At 65.6% G+C, this 21024-nt stretch carries 19 protein-coding genes and 3 pseudogenes; 17 read left to right on the top strand and 5 right to left on the bottom strand.

All coding sequences use genetic code 11. The features are described from left to right. Positions 1-177: 177 nt before the first annotated feature. Together resB and AMD30_RS25295 are read left to right on the top strand one after the other, a co-directional pair. Positions 178-1824, top strand: coding sequence for a cytochrome c biogenesis protein ResB (gene resB / locus AMD30_RS17175; RefSeq protein ID WP_055476456.1), 1647 nt, complete (start codon positions 178-180; stop codon positions 1822-1824). A gap of 131 nt (positions 1825-1955) precedes the next feature. Continuing rightward, positions 1956-2285: a DUF4229 domain-containing protein gene (locus AMD30_RS25295; protein WP_055476455.1), complete on the top strand. Its 330-nt coding sequence runs from the start codon at positions 1956-1958 to the stop codon at positions 2283-2285. A 253-nt stretch (positions 2286-2538) separates the two neighbouring features. Here the strand turns inward: AMD30_RS25295 and AMD30_RS17165 are convergent, their stop codons facing one another. After that, a complete protein-coding gene (locus tag AMD30_RS17165; RefSeq protein WP_239582609.1) occupies positions 2539-3330 on the bottom strand; it encodes a M23 family metallopeptidase in 792 nt (263 codons plus the stop codon). Between the two features lie 518 nt (positions 3331-3848). On the opposite strand from AMD30_RS17165, the gene AMD30_RS17160 reads away from it, so the two are divergent. Continuing rightward, a complete protein-coding gene (locus AMD30_RS17160) occupies positions 3849-4871 on the top strand; it encodes an endonuclease/exonuclease/phosphatase family protein (RefSeq protein ID WP_307814794.1) in 1023 nt (340 codons plus the stop codon). A gap of 185 nt (positions 4872-5056) precedes the next feature. Here the strand turns inward: AMD30_RS17160 and AMD30_RS17155 are convergent, their stop codons facing one another. Together AMD30_RS17155 and AMD30_RS17150 are read right to left on the bottom strand one after the other, a co-directional pair. Next, a complete protein-coding gene (locus AMD30_RS17155) occupies positions 5057-6592 on the bottom strand; it encodes an acyl-CoA synthetase (protein ID WP_055476452.1) in 1536 nt (511 codons plus the stop codon). Between the two features lie 115 nt (positions 6593-6707). Further along, positions 6708-7346 carry a TetR/AcrR family transcriptional regulator gene (locus AMD30_RS17150; protein WP_055476451.1) on the bottom strand — a complete coding sequence of 213 codons (639 nt, stop codon included), beginning with the start codon at positions 7344-7346 and terminating at the stop codon, positions 6708-6710. 98 nt (positions 7347-7444) lie between these two features. Here AMD30_RS17150 and AMD30_RS17145 point away from each other — a divergent pair, with 98 nt between their 5' ends. From AMD30_RS17145 to AMD30_RS17110, 9 genes and pseudogenes are all read left to right on the top strand, one after another. Continuing rightward, the gene (locus AMD30_RS17145) at positions 7445-8332 is read left to right on the top strand and encodes a CoA transferase (protein WP_055476450.1); all 888 of its coding nucleotides are present in this window, start codon (positions 7445-7447) and stop codon (positions 8330-8332) included. A 23-nt stretch (positions 8333-8355) separates the two neighbouring features. Next, a complete protein-coding gene (locus tag AMD30_RS17140; protein WP_055476449.1) occupies positions 8356-9561 on the top strand; it encodes a thiolase family protein in 1206 nt (401 codons plus the stop codon). Positions 9562-9613: 52 nt separating this feature from the next. Beyond that, complete coding sequence (locus tag AMD30_RS17135) at positions 9614-11287, top strand: long-chain-fatty-acid--CoA ligase (RefSeq protein WP_006897082.1); 1674 nt, start codon at positions 9614-9616, stop codon at positions 11285-11287. Further along, positions 11284-12081: an enoyl-CoA hydratase/isomerase family protein gene (locus AMD30_RS17130; protein ID WP_008382197.1), complete on the top strand. Its 798-nt coding sequence runs from the start codon at positions 11284-11286 to the stop codon at positions 12079-12081. The genes AMD30_RS17135 and AMD30_RS17130 overlap by 4 nt, the downstream gene beginning before the upstream one ends. Before the next feature lie 23 nt (positions 12082-12104). After that, complete coding sequence (locus tag AMD30_RS17125) at positions 12105-13268, top strand: acyl-CoA dehydrogenase family protein (RefSeq protein ID WP_008382198.1); 1164 nt, start codon at positions 12105-12107, stop codon at positions 13266-13268. After that, a complete protein-coding gene (locus AMD30_RS17120) occupies positions 13265-13750 on the top strand; it encodes a MaoC/PaaZ C-terminal domain-containing protein (RefSeq protein ID WP_055476448.1) in 486 nt (161 codons plus the stop codon). Before AMD30_RS17125 ends, AMD30_RS17120 begins: the two co-directional genes overlap by 4 nt. 521 nt (positions 13751-14271) lie before the next feature. Beyond that, the gene (locus AMD30_RS25290) at positions 14272-14559 is read left to right on the top strand and encodes a hypothetical protein (protein WP_006897078.1); all 288 of its coding nucleotides are present in this window, start codon (positions 14272-14274) and stop codon (positions 14557-14559) included. Further along, positions 14496-15401 carry a tyrosine-type recombinase/integrase gene (locus AMD30_RS17115; RefSeq protein ID WP_006897077.1) on the top strand — a complete coding sequence of 302 codons (906 nt, stop codon included), beginning with the start codon at positions 14496-14498 and terminating at the stop codon, positions 15399-15401. The genes AMD30_RS25290 and AMD30_RS17115 overlap by 64 nt, the downstream gene beginning before the upstream one ends. Continuing rightward, a pseudogene (locus AMD30_RS17110) lies at positions 15398-15631 on the top strand (helix-turn-helix domain-containing protein); the annotation flags it as partial. The gene AMD30_RS17115 and the pseudogene AMD30_RS17110, both read left to right, overlap by 4 nt. Before the next feature lie 527 nt (positions 15632-16158). Here AMD30_RS17110 and AMD30_RS24705 read toward each other — a convergent pair. Continuing rightward, positions 16159-16380, bottom strand: a pseudogene (locus tag AMD30_RS24705) (ATP-binding protein); the annotation flags it as partial. A 20-nt stretch (positions 16381-16400) separates the two neighbouring features. On the opposite strand from AMD30_RS24705, the pseudogene AMD30_RS17100 reads away from it, so the two are divergent. Then, positions 16401-16622: pseudogene (locus AMD30_RS17100) on the top strand (IclR family transcriptional regulator domain-containing protein); the annotation flags it as partial. 31 nt (positions 16623-16653) lie between these two features. On the opposite strand, the gene AMD30_RS17095 reads toward AMD30_RS17100, so the two are convergent. Then, on the bottom strand, positions 16654-17568 hold the full coding sequence (locus AMD30_RS17095) for a LysR family transcriptional regulator (RefSeq protein ID WP_006897072.1): 915 nt from the start codon (positions 17566-17568) through the stop codon (positions 16654-16656). 151 nt (positions 17569-17719) lie between these two features. On the opposite strand from AMD30_RS17095, the gene AMD30_RS17090 reads away from it, so the two are divergent. The 4 genes from AMD30_RS17090 to AMD30_RS25075 all read left to right on the top strand — a co-directional run bounded on the left by AMD30_RS17090 (position 17720) and on the right by AMD30_RS25075 (position 20989). Further along, positions 17720-18769: an SDR family NAD(P)-dependent oxidoreductase gene (locus AMD30_RS17090; RefSeq protein ID WP_020674403.1), complete on the top strand. Its 1050-nt coding sequence runs from the start codon at positions 17720-17722 to the stop codon at positions 18767-18769. A 99-nt stretch (positions 18770-18868) separates the two neighbouring features. After that, positions 18869-20200 carry an aromatic ring-hydroxylating dioxygenase subunit alpha gene (locus AMD30_RS17085; RefSeq protein WP_006897070.1) on the top strand — a complete coding sequence of 444 codons (1332 nt, stop codon included), beginning with the start codon at positions 18869-18871 and terminating at the stop codon, positions 20198-20200. Continuing rightward, positions 20197-20700, top strand: coding sequence for an aromatic-ring-hydroxylating dioxygenase subunit beta (locus AMD30_RS17080; RefSeq protein ID WP_006897069.1), 504 nt, complete (start codon positions 20197-20199; stop codon positions 20698-20700). Before AMD30_RS17085 ends, AMD30_RS17080 begins: the two co-directional genes overlap by 4 nt. Further along, entirely contained in the window at positions 20678-20989 is a 312-nt protein-coding gene (locus tag AMD30_RS25075; protein WP_006897068.1) for a hypothetical protein, read from the top strand. The genes AMD30_RS17080 and AMD30_RS25075 overlap by 23 nt, the downstream gene beginning before the upstream one ends. Positions 20990-21024: the final 35 nt, after the last annotated feature.

Below are 21024 nucleotides of genomic sequence, written 5' to 3'. Positions count from 1 at the left end.
AGTAATCCGGGTAGGTGAGGGAGAGCAGGTGAGACCCATAGTGGCGGTGCGGGGGAGTATGTCCCGGCGACCCACCGCGCTCGTGGTGGCGGGTGTCGATCGGCACTCGGCCGGCGACTTCGACGTCGCTCCTGCAGTCATGGACTGTCGGAGTGCGACGACGTTACCCCCACCACGATGATGGGAACCGAAGCGCCGACGCCGCGCCGAGCGCACCCGGCGCTTGGCTCCCTGCGCAGACTGTGGCGATCGCTCACGTCGATGAAAACCGCACTCATGCTGCTGTTCCTGTTGGCCGCAGCCGCGATCCCGGGCGCCATGCTGCCACAACGACCGCTCAACGAGCAGAAAACAACCCAGTACATTGCCGACCGCGGCGCGCTCGGGGTGTGGATGGACAGACTGCAGCTGTTCGACGTCTTCGCCAGCACGTGGTTCACCGCGATCTACGTCCTGCTGTTCGTATCGCTTGTGGGCTGCCTCACCCCCCGAATTCTCGAGCATGCGCGCGCAGTGCGCGCTCAGCCGGTCCCCGCGCCACGCAACCTCATTCGTCTGCCGCGGCACGTCGAGGACACGGTGCACGGAGATCCTGACGAGGTTGCTGCCCTGATAAATACCAATCTGCGTGGCTGGCGCCGAGTCACCACCACGCGCCCGGCGACGGGTGCCCAACCCACCGAAGCCGTGGAGATCTCCGCGGAGAAGGGCTACCTCCGCGAGTGGGGCAACCTCCTGTTCCACTTCTCACTGCTCGCCCTGTTGATAGCGATCGCGGCCGACAAACTTTACGGGTACGAGGGCACCCGCAGTCTCATCGCCGATGGCACGCAAGGCCTCTGTAACACCTCGACGGCCGTCTATGACTCGTTTCGAGCAGGCAGCCTTGTCGACGGCACCGATCTCTCACCATTCTGTGTTCGTGTCGAGGGCTTCGATGCGAGGTTCCTGCCGAGCGGCCAGCCCGACATGTACGAAGCCGACGTCAGTTACACCGACGACGTACGACAGTCCGACCCCACTACCTGGAACGCTGCGCGTATTCGAGTGAACGAGCCTCTGCGAGTAGCCGGTGACCGCGTCTACGTCCTAGGCAATGGCTTCGCACCTACATTCACAGTGACCTTCCCGAACGGTGAGCAGCGCACTCAGACAGTACTTTTCATTCCCGACAACTTGCAGACGATGTTGTCCTCAGGCGCGGCCCGTTTTGATACTCCCGCGGGGCTTTACCCCGACGCGGATGAACGGCGCCGCCGACAGATCGCGATTGAGGGTCTGTTCGCGCCGACCGCGGCATTCCAAGGAACGCTTCTCACCTCGTCGTTTCCCGTGCCGAATGATCCGTATGTAGCGATCAGGATCTACCAGGGCGACACCGGACTGGATACCGGTCGTCCGCAGAACGCATACTCCTTGAACCAATCACTCATCGAGCAGGGCCGGCTCCAGCAGCGGGCCCAAGTCAATCTCGGCCCAGGAGAGACCCACACCATCGCCGACGGCACCGTAGTGCGCTTCGACGGGTACGAACGGTTTGTGTCCATGCAGGTGTCGCACGGGCCGGCACAGAACTGGGTCCTGCTGACCGCGACTGTGATGCTGGCTGGGCTACTTGTGTCCCTGCTTGTCCGGCGCCGACGAATCTGGGTGCGGTTGGTGCCCACCGAGATCGATGGCCAACGACGCACTGCTGTCACCATCGCCGGTTTGGCCCGCACCGATCAGGCTGGGTGGGGCGAAGACTTCAACGAGCAAGCGCGGCGATGGATGACCGAGCCAGCGTCAGCGAACCGCCGACTACGACGCACACGTCACGAATGAGACTCACATCAGCAGAGATTCATCCTGCGGGGATCGATGTCCCCCAGTTGAAGCACTCGACGAGAGGGCGTGCCACGTCACACATACATCCGATCGCATTCAACAAGCAGCACACGGAAGGCCTACCGAACATGAGCAGAAGCACTTCTGACCATGCCGCCCCCTCGCCCGCCCCTTCGGGCAAGTCACTCGTCGCGATTGCCCTGCTGTATAACGCCGCGCGGCTAGCACTCGCCGCTGCGCTGTGCGGATTGATCCTGTTGATTTCCTTCGTATTTGACGTGAAAATCCCGATTTTCGGAGCCGTCGTGCTCGCAGTAGTGCTCAGTAGTCCAGTCTCGATGCTCGTCCTCAAACCCCTACGAACTCGCATCAATCACCAGGCCGAAGCGATGGACGCCCACCATGCGAGCAAGAGGGGACTCGCGAAGAGCCGCTCGGTGAACCTGCCAGATAGTTAAACCACAACCCAGGCACGTACGCACCTCATCATGGGGTACGACCACCAACCAGCAAAGAGCGGCTGCCACTGTCCGCCGCGGCCTGTGACCACGATAGATTTGCACACCGTTGCGATCCGATCGATCGGGCGCATTTGCCAGAAGCTTGCCGTCGGTAAAGCTCAGTAAGACCACGAGACTGGCAACGTCGGCTTGGCTTACGCCCGCACACCTGCCACGAAATCTCCAGCAGCTTTGCACCGTTCACGCCGGTTCAGCCGACGACGTAGACGCCCCGGGTTCTCAGCCACTGTGCCGGATCAAGTTTGGGTCCGTCTTGCTGCCAGACCTCATAGTGCAGGTGTGGTCCAGTGGAGTAGCCGCGGTTTCCTACCGTTGCGATCTGCTCGCCGGCCCGGACTCGTTGTCCGACGCTCACCAACGCCTCGTTGATGTGCCCGTACACGCCGATCGTGCCGTCGTCTTGCAGCACGCGTACCCATAAACCGAAACCATCGGCCGGACCGGATTCGATGACCTGCCCATCGCTTGCGGACACCACCGGCGTGCCAATCGCGTTGGCGATGTCAAGGCCATAGTGCGTGGTACTCCAGCGTGCCCCGTAGCTCGAGGTCACGGTGCCGTAGGTAGGTGCCGCCGACCGCGGCCGTTGTGGCGCAGGGGGATCGGAAGGCCGCAGACGATCTGGCTGCACCAACTCTCGCACGGCCGCGGTCAGCTCATCGAGTGACGATGTCCGCGCCGGCGTGGTGTCTTGTCGATCGTCCACCGATCCGAGGGCTACAGGTGATGGCGTTGCCGCGGATCGGTCGTCGGCGGACACGCCAGCCTGGAAAACTGGGGTGACTGTTGGGCTGTGACGATCGGCGAGCGCAGTGGCCGCGGTCCCGCCGGCGACGCAAAGGACCACCGCAGCCGCGAGCGATCCACTGACCCCGGCTGCGGCTACGGACCTGAGTGGTGTTCCCGACGTCTTCTCCTCGTCGAGCACATCGAGAAAATCAGAGTGAACTGGCTCATTGTCATGGTGATCGAGAACGGACATCGCCCGCTCCCATGGCGCGGTAGGCGCTGCAACCCTTTGGTTCCTGCCGACGTCGACCGAGCGTGGTGTGCGCCACGGCCCATACGCGTCATGGTCGAAACGGGCCGCGTGCGGCCGTGCATGATGCGAGGGGGACGGGTGTGGGCGGGCGCCGCGAGGCGGGTTGGGAGGAGACGTCCTGGGCGCACTCACCGATGAAATCTGCGGCGAGCGCGTGAGGGCCGGGGCAGGTGAGGGGACTGCTCGGGTGAACCCGACCGCAGTCTCAGGGGGGTGGGGTATCCGATGTCGCCCCGACGCCCGCGCGATACCCGAATGCCGTGGCACCGAAGGCCCGCGGTCGAAAGCCGCCGACGCAGGGCGGCGGGACGCAGGTATACCAGCAGGAGGTGGGCTGGGGTCAGATTTGCGATGCCGTGCCAATGAAGGTCCCTCAGTTCAAGCGTCGTTCCGGATGAAACAGTTCGATATCGAACGGGCCACGGACAGATTACTACTACCGTGGTTAGTTTCTCCGAGTGGGCGTCAGAATCGTCATCCTGCGCCTCTATCAGCGTTCTGAGCCTGACGGCGATCGTGGCATGATCGACCGCATGCGTGGACTCCTACGAGCACTCGGCTGGGGTGCGGTCCTCGCCGCTGTCGTCGGGATTGCTGCTCACTACTCTGGCCTGGTCAGCAATACCGCGTCCCGGGTGGCGGCGTTCACGCCGGTGTTAATCGGCGTCGGTGTCCTCGGCCTGGTGCTGTTGCTCGTCGCGCGCGCCTGGATCTCCGCGGTGGCAGCTGTGCTCGTCGTTGCCGTGGGCGTCACGGCGCAGGCCCCGCTGTATTGGGGAGTGGACGAACTGGTCTCGGACTCGGACTTGACCGTTATGCAGGCAAACATCTTTCGCGGGCAGGCCGATCCGGATGAGATGGTGTCGCGGGTACGCAGCTCGCGAGTCGACGTCATGACGGTGGTCGAGCTGACGCCCGAGTCGGTGGGGGCCCTCGATCGCGCCGGGTTGCGCCACGCCTTGCCGTTCGCGTTTCTCCGTCCCCGCGAGGGTGGAGGTGGAGCCGGCATCTATGCTCGGTCCCCGCTGACTGACGGGCAACTCCTGCGCGGATTCGAACTGTCGAATCTTCATGCGCGACTTACGCTACCAAACCGCTCGCCCATCTCGGTCTATGCACTGCATCCGTTGCCGCCCTATCCGGAACCATCGTGGCGCTGGAATGCCGAGCTCCGCGAGCTACGCTCGATCCTGTCCGCCGACACAGATCCGCTGATCATCGGCGCCGATGCCAACTCGACCTACGATCACCGCTCCTTCCGGCAGCTGCTCTCCGGACCGCCGGATTCACCCCAGCTGACCGACGCCGCCGAGCATCTCGGATCCGGCGTCGTCGCGACCTACCCCGCCGGCCGACCCTACCCGCCCCTGCTCGCGCTCGATCGGGTACTCACCCGCAACGGCCCGACACCGACATCGTTCCGGCGGATCGATCTGCCGGGCTCCGACCACCACGGGGTGCTCGCGAGCATCCGGCTTTGAGATTGAATCGCGGTCTGGCCGAGGCCGCCCGACTGGTGACGAAACACGTTGATTCGCATCAAGATTCGCCGATAATCTACGTTATGTAAAGTAGGCGATGCCGAGTATCCCGCGAACTCGACCTCTCCCAGAGCGGGCCAAATGGCAGGTGGCTTGGTAGAGGAGCCTAACGAGCTATCCGATTGTTAGCTGGTGGCGACTGTGCCTTCCGTGATTGCATCACGCAGCACGTGCTTGAGAATCTTCCCCGAGGGGTTACGGGGAATGGGCCGGGTGATGAGCTCGCGCGGAAGCTTGTAACCCGCAATGAACTGGGATCCGTACTCGCGGAGCGACTCCAAGGTGACCTCGCGGCCCTCGACCGGGGTGACGACGGCGATGAGGCTCTCCCCGAGCATCTCGTCCGGCCGCCCGACGACCGCCACATCGGCCACGTCCGGGTGGCCGGCGAGGGCCTGTTCGACCTCCACCGAGTACACGTTGCGCCCGCCCGTGATGATCATGTCCTTCATCCGATCAACGATCGTGATAAACCCGTCGGCGTCCCGGACCGCCACGTCGCCGCTGTGCAGCCAGCCGTCGCGGAGCGCATCGGCGGTGGCCTCGGGCTTGTTCCAGTAGCCCTTCATGATGGTCTCGCCTCGGTAAATGATCTCCCCGGGCTCGCCGACCGCGGTGTCGTTGCCCTCGTCGTCGACGATCCGCGTCTCGGCGTTAGTGATGGACGCCCGTCCGGTGGCATCTGGGCGGGCGCGTACTTCGTCCGGAGTGAGGAAGATGCCGGTCGGGCCGCCTTCGGTTTGGCCGCACAGCTGGAAGAACTGCACGTGCGGCAGGGTGGCGAGCAAGCTGGTCGCCGCGCTCGGCGGCATTGGTGCGGCGCCGAAGAAGCCCAGCCGCCACGCGGACAGATCGCGCGTGCCGAGCTCGGGGTGCTGCAGCAGTATCTGGTACATGGTGGGCACGCCCAGGAACACGGTGATGCGGTGCTTCTCCAGCGCATCCAGGACCGCCTTGGGCTCGAACGCTGGCAGCACCACGTGAGTGGTGCCCAGGCTGAACCCTGACATAACGAACAGGACCAGCTCCGCGCAGTGGTACATCGGCGCGACGTGCAGATTCCGGTCGAAGATATTCATACCGAGTGCGGAAACCGAGTTCCCCACCCACAGCATGCGGTGATGGTCGAACAACGCTCCCTTGGGACGCCCGGTCGTGCCCGAGGTGTAGAGGATAATGCAGTCGTCGTCCTCGATGACCTCCACTTCCGGCGCGGTGGTCGGCATGGTGTCTGCGAGCCGCGCGATGCCCTGCGCGGCGGGCTCGTCCAGCACCAGACTTTGCGGCGCGGACGGCAGCGGATCGAGTTCGTCGAGGCCGGCCACCACCACCGCGAGCCCCTCGGAGTACAGCAGCACCGTCGCACCGGAGTCCTCGAGCAGGTAGCGAAGTTCGCGGGCCGGCACGCGAGGGTTGAGAGGCACGGCGACGGCCCCCAGTCGGAACGCTCCGTACAGGCCCAGGATGTACGCGTCGGAGTTCGGACTCAGCAGTGCCACCCTGTCGCCCTTGCCGACTCCGAGCGACGCCAACGCGTGCGCATACTGATTGATCCGGGCCGCGAGCTGCTCGTACGAGTAGGTGCTCTCGCCGAAGATCAGTGCGGTCTTGTCCGGGTGCCGGCGGGCATTGAGCGCGAGGGCGCCTCCGAGAGTGGCCATGGTGACTCCTGAGGTGTCGATGACTCCGGGATCGGGTATGTGACCCCGGACACAGCAGGAACAGTAACCGCCAGCGTGATGCTTGTACAGATGTTCAGTGAAAGTGAAACTCGGGTCAGGTGGCTGACCCGTGGGAACGATCGACAGCTCCTCCCCCGGACACGCTCACGCCGAGTTCGGGCTTGCTGTGCCCCTCGGTGTGGGTGAAGGTCCCGAGGTGGGTCCAGACGGCATCCACCAGCGGCTGCAGGAACAGTCGGCCCATCTGGTTGATGATCACGTCGACCACCTGGACGGAGTCGGCGCGACCTCGCGAGGCCGCGCCGGTCTCGCGCATCGCAACGACCTCCCGGTGGGTGAGTTCGGTGAGCCGCTCCAGCAGTTGCCCCCGCTGGCCGCCGGGTTCGAGTAGCGCCCGGCGGAGGTAGTTGACCACCTCCGGGTTTCTGAACAGCATTTCCGCGACGGATTCATTCCGGACGCGAGCGATTTCTTCGCCGGCCCCGTCGGTCGGCGCCGAAGCAAGGGCCGACGCAAAACGCTCCACGACGATCTGCTCCACGGCCTCGCGGAGGCCGTCTTTGGACCCGTAGTGATGGACCACCAGCCCGACAGTCACCCCGGCGGCGGCCGCGACCGCCCGCATCGGTGTGCGGTCCTCGCCGTTGGCCGCGTAAAGCTCGAGAGCGGCGTTGCGGATTCGCGCTTTGGCGGTGAGATCTTGGTCGCCGGAGTGCTGGGCGGGGCGGTCCACGCGGTCTCCCTTCGGTCGACAAACGAGTCTACGGGGACGCGCCAATCGCTAAAGCTATACAGTGGCTAAGTTTACTGACTACTTGTATAGTCGCTGGAATGAGTCTTCGATCGCTCCGACCCCTGGCCGGCATACAGGTCGTCTCTTTGGCTACCAACCTGCCCGGTCCGCTGGCCGTGGCAGGCCTTCGTGACCTCGGCGCAGCGGTGATCAAAGTGGAGCCGCCGGTGGGTGACGCCTTGGCCGTGGCCGCGCCCTCCTGGTACGCAGAACTGACACAGGGGGTGGAGGTTCGTCGGGCCGACCTCAAGAGTCGTAGCGGCCTGGAGGAGCTGACCAGGCTGCTCGATACGGCGGACGTGTTGGTGACCGCCATGCGCCCGTCAGCGTTCTGCCGACTCGGCCTCGGCGATCTCAGCGACCGCTACCCGCGGTTGTGCCATGTGGAGATCGTGGGCTACGACGGCGCCGACGAGGAGGTCGCGGGCCACGACCTGACCTATCAGGCGAGATACGGCACCATCCGGCCGCCGCACCTGCCGCTGGTCCCGGTCGCCGACACCGTCGGTGGGGAGCGGGCCATCTCGGCCGCCCTGGCACTGCTGCTGGCGCGGGGACAGCACGACTCCGGTGGACATCAACGCATCACTCTCGACGCGGCCGCGTACGACTCCGCGGCTGCCCTCCGGCACGGCCTGTTTGGCAATGGAGCACCACTGGGCGGGGCTCTGCCCTCCTACAACATCTATGCCACCGCCGACGGCCATATCGCCCTGGGGGCACTCGAGCCGCACTTCGAGGCCCGCACCAGAGAGGTACTCGATTGCGACGGCACATCCGCCGCCTACACCCGCGCCTTCGCCGCGCGCACCACGGCCCACTGGGAGGATCTGGCCGCGCGCCACGACATCCCGCTCAGCGCCGTTCGCGATGCCCACCCGGCCACAGCGCAGACCACTCACGCGCTCACGGCGACTACCGCCTGACCACCTTGAGGAAGGACCCAGTCATGACCGACTCCCCCCAGCCCCGTAGTTCCCGAGCCACCCGCGAGGCGGTGATCGTCGATGCCGTCCGGACCCCGGTCGGCAAGCGCGGCGGGGCGCTGGCCGCCTGGCATCCCGCCGATCTGCTGGGGGCCACCCTCAGTGAACTGGTTCGCCGCAGTGATGTGGCGCCGGAGAAAATCGACGACGTGATCGCTGGCTGTGTGATGACGCACGACCAGCAGAGCTCCAACATCGCCCGCCATGCTGTACTCTCCTCCGGCCTGCCCGATTCGGTGCCGGCCGTGACCGTGGACCGACAGTGCGGCTCGGGGCAGCAAGCTGTCGCATTTGCCGCCCACGGTGTGGAGGCGGGGTCCTACGACCTCGCCATCGCATGCGGCGTGGAGTCGATGTCACAGGTGGCGCTGCCATCCTCACTACAACCCGGCGCCCCGCTCGGCCCGCAGTACTCCCCCCGGGAGCTGGCCCGCTACGACGGCGGACTGCTGGTGCAGGGCCCGTCCAGTGAGCTGATGAACACCCGCTTCGACCTCAGCCGGGAGGAACTCGACGCGTTCAGCCGCCGGAGCCATGAGCGGGCGCTGGCTGCCACCCGCGACGGCCGCTTCGAGACCCAGCTGGTTCCGTTGCGCCGCGACCCGCTCGATGACTCCAGCGAGCCCGTGACCGCGGATGAGGGGATCCGGGCCGAGCTCGACCCGGAGAAGATGGCGTCCCTGCGGGCGGTGTTCGCCGAGGACGGCAAGACCACCGCAGCCAACTCCTCCCAGCTCAGCGACGGTGCCGCCGCACTACTCATCGCCGACCGTGAGTTCGCCGAGGCCCACGGGCTCACCCCCCGCGCCCGCTTCGTGGTCCACGCGGTCGCCGCGGCCGATCCGATCATCCAGTTCACCGCGATCCTCGAGTCCACCCGCAAGGCCCTGGTCCGGTCGGGGCTCACGGTGGACGATATCGACCTGTTCGAGGTCAACGAAGCGTTCGCGGGAGTACCGCTGATGTTCCAAAAAGAGTTCGGCGTCCCCGACGACAAACTCAACGTCAACGGCGGCTCGGTGGCCGTGGGCCATCCCCTCGGATCCACCGGCGCCCGCATGATGACGGACCTGCTGACCGAGCTCGAACGCACCGGCAGCCGATACGGGCTACAGACCATCTGCGAAGCCCACGGCACCGCTAACACCACCATCATCGAACGCCTCTGACGAGCCCCCTCCGTCCCAGCCACCGTCCCAACCCCACTTCAGGAGCACCAACATGACGTCCCACCCCATCGTCACCGGTCTGCCGTCGACACACGGTGACAGTTACCAGCTCAACACCACCACCCTGCTGCGGCACTCCGCCCGGACCTACCCCGAGCAGGAGATCGTATTCCGCACCATCGACGGGGGCTGGGACCGCTACACCTACGCAGACATGTTCGAGCGGGTCGGGAAGTCAGCCCACGCGCTCACCGGGCTGGGGGCCGGCCCCGGAACGGTGGTGGGAATCCTGGATTGGAACTCCAAACGCCATATGGAGCTGTACTGGGCGATTCCCGGTATCGCATCGGTGATGCTGCAGATGAACCTGCGGCTCGCCCCGGTGGACCTGGCCTATGTCACCGACCACGCCGAAGCCTCGATCGTGCTGGTCGACGAGTCCCTGCTGCCCGTGGCCGAGGCGCTGGTCGAGCAGGGCGTCGGGGTGAAGACCTGGGTGGTCATGACGGACAAGCCACTCTCGGAGATCTCCACCACCCTGCCCGGGGTCGTCCACTGGGAAGACGCGCTGACGGCCGCGGAATCGACCTTCGACTGGCCGATGATCGACGAAACCTCGGCGTACAGCGCGTGCTACACCACCGGCACCACCGGCCGCCCCAAGGGCGTGTACTACTCCCATCGCGGGATCTACCTCCACACTCTTGCCGAGGCAGCGCAGTTGAAGATGGGCGACGACGACACCGTCATGGTCATCACCCCGATGTTCCACGGCCAGGGCTGGGGACTGCCGCAGTCGGCCATCTACTCGGCCGCCAAGGTCGTGCTGCCCGGACGGTATACGGCCGAGGACACCTCTGTGCTGGTTGACGCGATGATCTCCGAGTCCGTCACCGTAGCCAACGGTGCCCCCGCGATCTTCGAGCCGATGCTCGACTACATCCGCACACTCAAGACGCGCCCGGACTTCAGCCGCGCCCGTCTGCTGTCCGGGGCGACCGAACCGTCGTTGACGCTCATGCGCGGCTTCCATGACCTCACCGGCGCCGACATCATCCACGCCTACGGCGCCACGGAGACCACTCCGCTGGTCACCGTCAACGCAGGCCTGAAGCACACGCTGCGGGACGTGCTCAGTGAGAAGGAGAAGTGGGATCTCAAGCGGGCCCAGGGTCTGCTGGTCAACGGGATCGACATCAAGGTCGTCGGACCGGACGGAACCGAACTACCCCACGACGGTGTCTCCCAGGGCGAGGTGCTCATGCGCGGCCCGTGGATCATCGAGCGCTACCACAAGATGGAAGACAAAGGCGGCGCGTTCGCCGATGGGTGGTGGCGCAGCGGCGATGCCGGCACGATCCGCCCCGACGGCTACCTCAAGCTGACCGACCGCATCAAGGACGTGGTCAAAAGCGGCGGCGAATGGATCTCCTCGATCGACATGGAAAACGCGATCGTCGCCCACCCACAGGTCCGCGAAGCCGCCGTGGTGGGGATCGAGCATCCCAAGTGGCAAGAGCGCCCGGTTGCGATCGTCGTCCAAGAAGACGGTGCCGATCTTGACGTCGACGACATCCACGCCGTGTTGGAAGACAAGTTCGCCAAGTGGCAACTGCCCGACATCGTCATCTTCGCCGACGCGCTGCCGCGCACCAGCGTCGGCAAGTTGGACAAAAAGACGCTACGCACCGACCACGCCGATCTCTACCGGGGAGCCGAGGAATGAACAACCGGAGCGGACACGATGATGTGGTGCGCAGCGAACGACGCGGAGCGGTCGCGATCCTGCGCATCAACCGACCCGAGGCCCGGAATGCACTGAACGCCGCGGTGTTCGCAGCCTTGAACGGGCACCTAGCCGAGCTGCGGACCGATGACTCCGTGCGCGCCATAGTTTTGGCCGGCGCGAGCGGCGTGTTCTGCGCTGGAGCAGACATCACCGCGTTCGACGCCCTGCGGGCCGATCCGTTGATCGGGCAGCGGCGGGCCTCCGGGGGGACTCTATGGGCCGACCTGGAGAACTTCCCCAAACCGGTGATCGCAGCCGTCGAGGGCCTGGCCCTGGGGGGCGGGCTCGAACTCGTCCTGGCCTGCGACACCAGCATCGTCGGCCAGGGTGCCCGCCTTGGATTACCCGAGGTCAAGCTCGGCGTCATCCCCGGCGGCGGCGGCACCCAACGACTCATCCGGGCGCTCGGCAAACCTCGCGCCATGGCACTGCTGCTCAGCGGCGACCTGGTCACCGGGACCGAGGCCGCCACCCTCGGCCTGGTGGGAAAGGTGGTCGACGACGACGAGGTCGTCGAACAGGCGATCGCCCTGGCGCAGCGGATCTCGGCTAATTCCCCGCTGGCCGTGGCCCTGGCCAAAGACGCCGCCCTGGCCGCGCAGACCGGGTCGATAGCCGCAGGGCTCGAGCACGAAAAGCGCAACTTCGTCTATTCACTCGCCTCAGACGACAGCCACGAGGGCCAGGCCGCCTTCGTGGCCAAGCGTTCGCCGAACTTCACCGGCCGCTGACCCGGCCCGACAAGGACAAGATCATGACCACCACCCTGTTCCCCGACCACCGCCCCACCTGGCAAACCGAGTCCCACGAGTTGCTACGGGACCACGCCCGCGCCTTCTTCGCCAGAGAAGTCACCCCCCGCCAGGCGGACTGGGCCCGGCAGGGCCACGTCGACCGCGAACTCTGGAACAGAGCCGGAGCGGCAGGCCTACTGCTCACCGACATCGCCGAAAAGGACGGCGGCGGGGGAGGCGACTTCGGCCACGAGGCTGTAGTGGCCCAGGAACTGGCGTACGCGCACGACAGCGCGTTCGGCTTCACCGTGCACTCCACGATCGTCAGCCACTACATCAACGCCTACGGGACCGAGGAGCAAAAGCGCCGCTGGCTACCCGGGCTCGCCTCCGGCGAGAAAGTGGTGGCCGTCGCCATGACCGAGCCTGGTACCGGCTCAGACCTGCAGAACGTCAAGACCACAGCGATCCGCGACGGCGACCACTACGTGGTCAACGGCGCCAAGACCTTCATCTCCAACGGCACCCACTGCGACTTGGTTGTCATCGTGGCCAAGACCGATCCAGCGGCCGGCGGCAAGGGCATCTCCCTACTAGTCGCCGAGGTCGACAATAACGTCGCGGGCTTCTCCCGCGGCGCCGTCCTCGAGAAGATCGGCATGCACGGATGGGACACCCGCGAACTCTTCTTTGACGACATGCGGGTACCGGTGGAGAACATCCTTGGCGAGGAGGGCTCCGGCTTCGCCGAACTCATGACCCAGTTGCCGCGGGAGCGACTCATCATCGGAGTCGCCGGCGTGGCAGTGGCCGAGGCCGCGGTGATCGAGACCATCCGGTACGTCAAAGAGCGCGATGCGTTCGGCAAGAAACTCCTGGACTTCCAGAACACCCAGTTCGTACTAGCCGAGTGCAAGGCCGACGTCTACGCCGGCAAGGCGCTGATCGACGACGGCATCCGCCGCCAGATCGACGGCACCCTCGACGCCGCCGGCGCCTCGATGATCAAGCTGTGGGCCACCGACATGCAGTGCCGCGTGGTGGACAAGTGCCTACAGCTGTTCGGTGGCTACGGCTACATGATGGAGTACCCCATCGCCCAGATGTACACCGCCTCCCGCGTGCAGCGGATCTACGGCGGCACCAACGAGATCATGAAGCTGCTCGTAGCCAGGTCGCTGTGAACGCCACTCCCCCAAGTCCGTCCGTCTACGCCGAAGACTTCACCCCGGGCCAGATCCTCGAACTGGGCGATCACACCGTCTCCAAGGCCGAACTGGTGGATTTCGCCACACGCTGGGACGCACAGTGGTTTCACATCGATGAGGAAGCGGCCGATCAGGGACACTTCCGCGGACTCATCGCCAGCGGGGTACACACCATCGCCATCGCTCAACGGCTGCTCACACAAACAGTGCTCAACCAATGGGCAGTGATCGCCGGGCTCGGATTCGACCGGGTCCGGTTCCCGGTGCCCGTCCGACCCGGGAACGTTCTCACCGGAACCGTCCGGATTGCCGAGGTCACTCTCGACGGAACACGCGGGCGAGTGAAGATGGAGATGCGGCTGACCGATCAGGACGACCACACCGTCCTCTACGCCGAACTGACCATCGTCATGTGGCAAAGAGAGCAGGCCACGACACCGTCCGGAGGCTTCAACTGACACACGGCAGGACGTCACCAGAAAGAGCCACGGTCCCGCCCTACATCGACGAAGCGACCTTCATCTCGTATCCGCAAGTCAGCGTGGGACGTGACGACCCCACCTCACGACGGTGGCTCAAGGTAGTCAAACCCCCGTCCGAGCGCGTCCGCTAGCTAGCGATCGATTTCGCGACACTCACAGAACCAGTCGTTTCCGCAGGGCAGCAGTGTCCGAAAACTCGTGTCGCCTTGCCACCCACATCGAGCACCGGTAACCAGACGTTATGACAAGTAGCGGGTGCTGAGTTGTAAGTTCTGCGAACTCGACACCTCCCGGACATTCTCTCGCCCGCCCTGTCCGGCACCCCGACTGACCTGCACGTCGTCACGTGACGGACCGCTTCCCGGGGCCGCCTCTGAGTGCAGTGGCCCAACCTCCGCGGACTGACTGGCAATGCCGCTACCTGCGACCTCTTGTGTTGATTCGCGCAAAGTGCGATACTTTCGCATATATCGCGAACCATGTTTGGGTGGTGCGAGATGGCAGATCAGGATCCTCCGCCGGGGTCGGCGCGGCTGCAATTGGCCGACGGCATCGCTGTCCTGCGGCCGGAAGCCGCGGTGTTCGAGGCGATGGTCACCGGGTGGTCGCACCAGCAGATGGCCCGGAACCTGTCCGTTGGCACGATCGCGGCCCAGGTCGCCACGATCCGGCGGTTCCAGGACTTCTGCGGTGTCGCCGGCCCCTGGCACTGGACGCCCCGATGGTCGATGACTGGTTCACCGAACTGCGCGGGGTCCACGGCCTGGCCCTGGGCACGGTGCTGAGCTACCAGGGTGCACTGCGGCATTTCATGGACTACCTGCTCGATCCGGCCTACGAGTGGACCCAGCAATGCCAGGACCGATTCGACACGCATCCGATACAGATCATCACCGAGGCCAACTCGGCCCGCCACACCTACGAGGGCCCCGACAATCCACTCAAACGGGCCTACACCACCGATGAACTGCAGGACCTTTGCGATTTCGCGGACGATCAGGTCAACCACCGTTTCGAGGCTGGCTCGAAGGGCGCGATGGTGGCCCTGCGGACCGCGACGATCATCAAGGTCGCCTACGCGTGGGGCCTGCGTCGCAACGAAGTCCGCATGCTGGATCTGACAGACTTCGGACCGAACCCTCGAGCACCACAGTTCGGCCAGTTCGGGTTCTGCTACGTCCGCCACGGCAAACCCGGCAAGGGATCTGCGGCCAAGCGGCGTGGCGTCCTGACGGTCCCGGAGACCGCCTGGGCGATCGACTGCCTCAAACGATGGATCGACCAGGGCCGCACCACCTTTGACCACCCGGTCGGGACCGCATTGTTCCCGACCGAGCGATCCGAGCGCATCTCGAACGGCGCGTTGTCCCATAGCTTCGCCGACCTCTGCGACACCGCCGGCCTGACCGATCCCGGACTGGATTTTCACTCCCTGCGCCGCAGCTACGTCACGCTGCTGGTCGAGTCCGGATACGACACCCGCTTCATCCAGGAACAAGTCGGACACAAGTACGCCTCAACCACCTCGCTCTACACCTTCGTCTCCCCCGACTACCGCAGCCGTGTCGTGGCCGCCGCACTTCGCGCCGCGGCCAAACGCCTGCCCGAAAGGACCGACCAGCAATGAAACACCGGATCGCCTACCAGTGGCGACTACGCCAGGTCATGACCGACCGAGATATGCACACCCTGTCCGACCTGATCACGCCATTGCACGACGTGGGAATCGAACTCTCCGCCTCCCAGCTCTACCGCCTCCTGGGACGCACCCCTGAGCGACTGCCCCTGGCCCTACTCGGAGCGCTGTGCCACGTCCTGGACTGCACCGTCGAAGACCTCTGCGTCTTCCACGTCGACACCTCCCCCTCCAGACGCACCGCCACAGCCACCGACGCCTCCCCCGCAACCGACGTGCCACTGCGACCGAAGCGGGCACACATCCACCGACCCGGACCGACGGCGTAGACCCCCAGGCAGGCGGCGGACACATGGCTGACACATCGAAGTACCACTGCACACGGTGCAACGACGAGCAGCAGCATCGCGGAGTGCGCTGGCCCGAGGGCTTCGTCTGCCGCCGCTGCTACCAACAGGCCACCCGCCGACGCGGCACCTGCCCCCGCTGCCAACGCCCGGATCGACTGCTGCCTGGCCTCGCCAACGACCAGCCCATCTGCACTGACTGTGCCGGAATCGACGACCCCCGACTGACCTGCACCCGCTGCGGAGACCAGGACGAACCCCACCGCCGAGGACTGTGCGCACGATGCTGCCTCACCGACGACCTGACCGCTGAAGTGCCCCGGGTTTGATGGAGACATCGATTACCCGGGGCACTTCAATGGGATCTGCCCAGAAGTTGGCCATCTCGGGTTTTCGGGTTGTCAGGACAAGGGCTTCACTCCCTGGCCTGCGAGTGCTTCGGAGAGGCGGACGGAGTCGCCGCTGGTCTGGCAGACGTGGGCGCGGTGCAGTAGCCGATCCACTGTCGCGGTGGCGATGGTCTTGGGCATGAGTTCGTCGAAACCGGCCGGGTGCAGGTTCGAGCTGATCGCGATGGCACGTTTCTCGTAGGCGGCGTCCACCAGGCGGTAAAGCCCATTCGCTAGGCACCCGGACCGAACTTCTCGACGCGGTGCGCACGATCCGTTCCCGGGGGTTCGCGTCGAGCAAGGAGGAGAGCGAGGAGGATGTCGCCTCCCTCGCCGTCGCACTGGCCTCGACCCGCTCTCCGCGGTTGGCTGTCAAGGCCTCGCTGCCGCTCAGTCGCATGAGCTCGGCGACCGAGCAGGACATCCTCACTCGGCTGGTAGCTGCGGCGGAGGAGATCGACCATCTCCTGCTCTGATCGGCGTGGTCAGGCCGAAGTCGGCTGGGCCTCAGGCTGGACTGGGCTGCCCGCCGTCCCGGTCCAGCCGGTTGCCGGTCCCCTGGACGTGGCGCACGAAGGACCGTACCGCCGGGGCGATGCCTCCTTCGCGTGACCAGTAGATCCACAGCGGGGCGCTCATCGGGGTGTGCTCGTCGACCAGCACTGGCCATCTGGCCGAGTCGTCGGCACTGAGGTTGTCGTCGGCGATGACGGCCACGCCCAGCCCTGCCCGGGCGAGCGCAACGATGGTGGTGGCGTTGACGCTCTCCGACGTGATGTCGAGCCCGAAGCCCCCTGCCCGCAGCGCCGGCTCCAGCAGGCGCCGGGTGAGGCTATCGGCGTGCCCGGTGAGCACCGGCTGGCCACGCAATTCAGCGACCAAGACGTGGCTCCGGCCCCGCCACGGGTGGTCGTCGGAGGTCACCACCGCCAGCCGCACGTCGCCGAGCTGGTGGCCCGCAAGACGCTGGTCGGCCTGCCCGAGGCCCGTCACGAGATCGACGTCCCCGTTAAGCACCTGTTCGATCGCGGGCAGGCCCGAGTACTCGTGGACGGCGACGTGGATAGCGGGATGCGCCGACCGGAAGGTGCCGATCAGGGGCGCGAGGAACCGTGACACGTGCGGATATGCGCAGGCCACCGTGACGACGCCCGCTCGACCGCGAGCGAGTTCGTGGGCAAACTGGGAGACCGACTCCGCTCGATTCAGCAGGTAATGGGCGCGGGGCAGCAATTGATTCCCGGCACCGGTGAGCTGTACTCCGCGGCCGGACCTCTCGAAGAGGGCGATGCCCAGCTCCGCCTCCAGCGCCTTGATCGAACGCCACAGCGAGGGCTGCGGCACATCGAGGGTGGCGGCGGCGCGGAGGAACGACCCCTCGCGGGCCACCGCAACGAGATACCTGAGTTGACGCAGCTCCACGCACGGCTCCTAGTTTCACCAGTGAATAGCTCGATACCAAAATAGCCCATAGACAGCCTGTGATGAAGGTCATACTCTTTTATGTGTACTGCAATGCAGAAAGCCGTCCTAACTTGAGGAGAATTGGATGTCGGAGTCTGGTGGAGAAACCGTGGCCACTGCGCGGCAGCGTCAGCTGGTCGAGCGGGCACTCGGTGAGTGGCAGGGCGAGGCGGCGGGTCGAGTCATCGTTGTCACCGGTGGAGCCCGCGGCATCGGCCGTTCCCTCTGCGAGGGACTGTTGCGCGCCGGCGCCAAGGTCGTTGCAGCGGACCTGACGTGGGACGACGCTGACGACTTCCGCAAGCAGCTGGAGTCGGACGGCAGCGGCATGGCCGTCGACATGGACATCACCGACGACGACGCCCTCGACGCCGCCCGAGACGCTGTAATCGACAGGTTCGGGACCGTCGACGTCCTAGTGAACAACGCGTCTCTGGTCTCCGAAACCCTCTTCCCGCCCACAGGCCACCGGAACACCCTTGACACGACCGACCGCGACTGGGAGGTGATGTTCGGCGTCAACGTGTTCGGCACGCTGAAGGCCATCCGCCGGTTCATCGAGCCGATGCGGGCCCAGCAGCGGGGCAGCATCGTCAACGTCGTCAGCAGTGGCGTCCTGGCCGTCGCCGCCGGCGGCGGCTACCACGGGCTGCGCCCGTGGACGGTCGAGATGCCTTACCAGGCCACCAAGGCCGCCGTGATGGCGCTGACCTTCTACCTCGCCGAGGAAGTGCGCGGCGACGGGGTCGCGGTTAACGCGATCATGCCGGGGCACACCCGAGCGTCGTGGTTCGACGCCACCGCCCGGGCCTTCAACGAGCAGGGCATTGCCTACTTCATGCGCCCGGCGATTCCCGAGCACCTGCTGCCGATCTCGCTCTTCCTCGCCGCCCAGGACAGCGCGGGGACGTCCGGGCGCCTCTACTACGTGCCGGAGTGGAACTACGACCACGGCTACGAGGACTACGCCGCCTGGCAGGACCATGAGCTGCCTCCGGACATGGAGGAGATCTACAGCCGGCTGGAAGCCGCGACCCCGTCATACGAGCGGGCCGGCGTGGCCCACCTCCCCTTCGACGCGCAGGGTGCCCTGTACGCCGCGGGCATGGCAAACCTCGGGGCCCAGAACAGTTGGACCAGCAATGACAGCGCTCAGTGATACCGCAGACGCCCAGACGATCCGCCTACAGGTGGGCCGTTCGGGTCCGCCCTCCCATCTCACCTCACGCAACCCGTCAGACCCCGAGAGGACCCGATCATGACCAGCATTAGCGAACGCCCCGTTGACGTGGCCGCCGCAAGACTGCACGACCTGGTGAAGCCCGACGAGGGTGCCGTCAGCAGAACAGTCTTCGTCGACGAGGCAACCTACCGCAAGGAATTGGACCGGGTATTCACCAAGACGTGGTTGTTCATCGGCCACGAGTCCCAGTTGAGTGAGCCGGGCGACTACCTGACGAACTTCATGGGCGAGGACCCTGTGATCGCCACTCGCGGTGCGGACGGAGTGATCCGGGTGATGCTCAACTCCTGCGCCCACCGGGGCATGGCCGTGTGTAGCACCGACGCCGGGTCCTCGAAGTTCTTCCGCTGCCCCTACCACGGCTGGACCTACAGCAACAACGGCGATCTGATCGGTGCACCGCGCGCAGATACCGTCTACCATGGCGAGCTGGACAAGCCGCGCCTAGGTCTGAAGGCCGTTCCGCGGGTGGAGAACTACAAGGGCTTCATCTTCGCCAATTGGGACGAGGACGCCATCCCGCTGGTAGACTACCTCGGCGCTGACCAGCTCTGGTATCTGGACCTGGCCTTCGAGGCGCCGCTCGGCGGGCTCGAGGTGATCGGCCCCACGATGAAGTTCCGGATCAAGGCCAACTGGAAGCTGGCGGCGGAGAACTTCGCCGGCGACGACTACCACGTGCTCTACACACATGGGTCGGCCTTCCAGATCGGCTTCCTCCCCGATTACGACACGCTCGGCGACTACATCGCATACTTCGACCACGGCCACGGGATGGGCGACATCAGCAAGCCCGGCCGGGCCTATCAGAACGACGTCGGGATGGCTCAGCTCCTCGGGCCGGAGGCGATCGAGTACGTCAACGCCGTGCACGAGCGGCTCAAGGCCCGGGTCTCCCCGCTGCAGGCGGAGATGCACGGGCTCGGTCAGGGCAATATCTTCCCGAACCTGTCATGGATCAAGTTCGGCGTCTTCCACGTCTTCGGGCTCTTCCAATGGCACCCGAGGGGACCGGGTGAGATCGAGGTCTGGCAGACGGCGCTCTTCGACCGCGACGCGCCGCAGTCGGTCAAGGACTTCGCCCGCACCCAGATGTCCCAGGAGAACGCCGCGGCCGGGATCTTTGGCCAGGACGATGGCGAGAACTTCGAGCAAATCACCGAGTCCGCCCGAGGGGTGGTCTCCCAGACCCGGGATTTCAACTACGCGATGGGCCTGGGGCACGAGGGCGAGATCCACGAGGAGGGATACCCCGGCCATTTGGGGCCCCACTATTCGGAGCAGAACCACCGCAACTTCTATCGCTACTGGCTCGAACTCATGACCACCCCGGGAGAGCAGAAATGACCAATTCCCTCACCGATCTGCGCCGCGACGTCGAGGACTTCCTCTACAGCGAGGCCAAGATGCTCGACGAGCAACGCTACGACGAGTGGCTCGACCTGTTCACTGAGGATGTCCATTACTGGATGCCGATCACGGAGACCCGTGAGGTGCGGCAGCACCGGGACCACGTCCCCGGCGAGTGGTCGCTCATGGAGGAGGACGCCCGTTTCCTCGCCAAGCGGATGGAGCGCTTGGCCGGTGGCCTTGCCCACGCGGAGCAGCCGCGGTCGCGGACGCGCCGGTTCATCAGCAACGTCCTGGTCACCCCCGGGCCGGACGGCGACCTGGTAGCGGAGTGCAACTTCATCATCTTCCAGTCCCGGCGAGCCAACTCCGAGCAGTTCTTCGTCGGCTCCCGTCGCGACCGGATCGTGACCTCCGGTGAGAGCTGGAAGATCGCCGAACGGACCGTGCTCCTCGACCACCGGGTGTTGCCCCGTGCCATCTCCATCTTCTTCTGAGGCCCAGGCGGCTGACCTCGACGGCAGTCGGGACGTCGGGGCTGATGGCGCACCAGAGCCGAGTTCTTGGCTGCGCATCGGCTCTGCCGACGGCGAGCTCGTAGTCCGCAACGAGTTCGCCCGGGTGCGGGTACGCGCCGACCGAGACGGCAACGACCTTCGCCTGGCCATCCGTAGCCTGCGCACCGGCCGCGAGGTCTTCCTTGACGCGCTGCAGCTGGAGAGCCTCACCTGGCTCGACGAGAGGGCCTACACGACATTGCTCTCCGAGCCGTTCGGACCGGAGTGACCGACCATCCCGCACCGGCCGCACGGCCGAACAGA

This window comes from Gordonia sp. HS-NH1 (assembly GCF_001418765.1).
Taxonomy (GTDB): domain Bacteria; phylum Actinomycetota; class Actinomycetes; order Mycobacteriales; family Mycobacteriaceae; genus Gordonia.
Note: the sequence above shows the minus strand (reverse complement) of the source record. Positions and strands in the feature narration are given on the sequence as shown.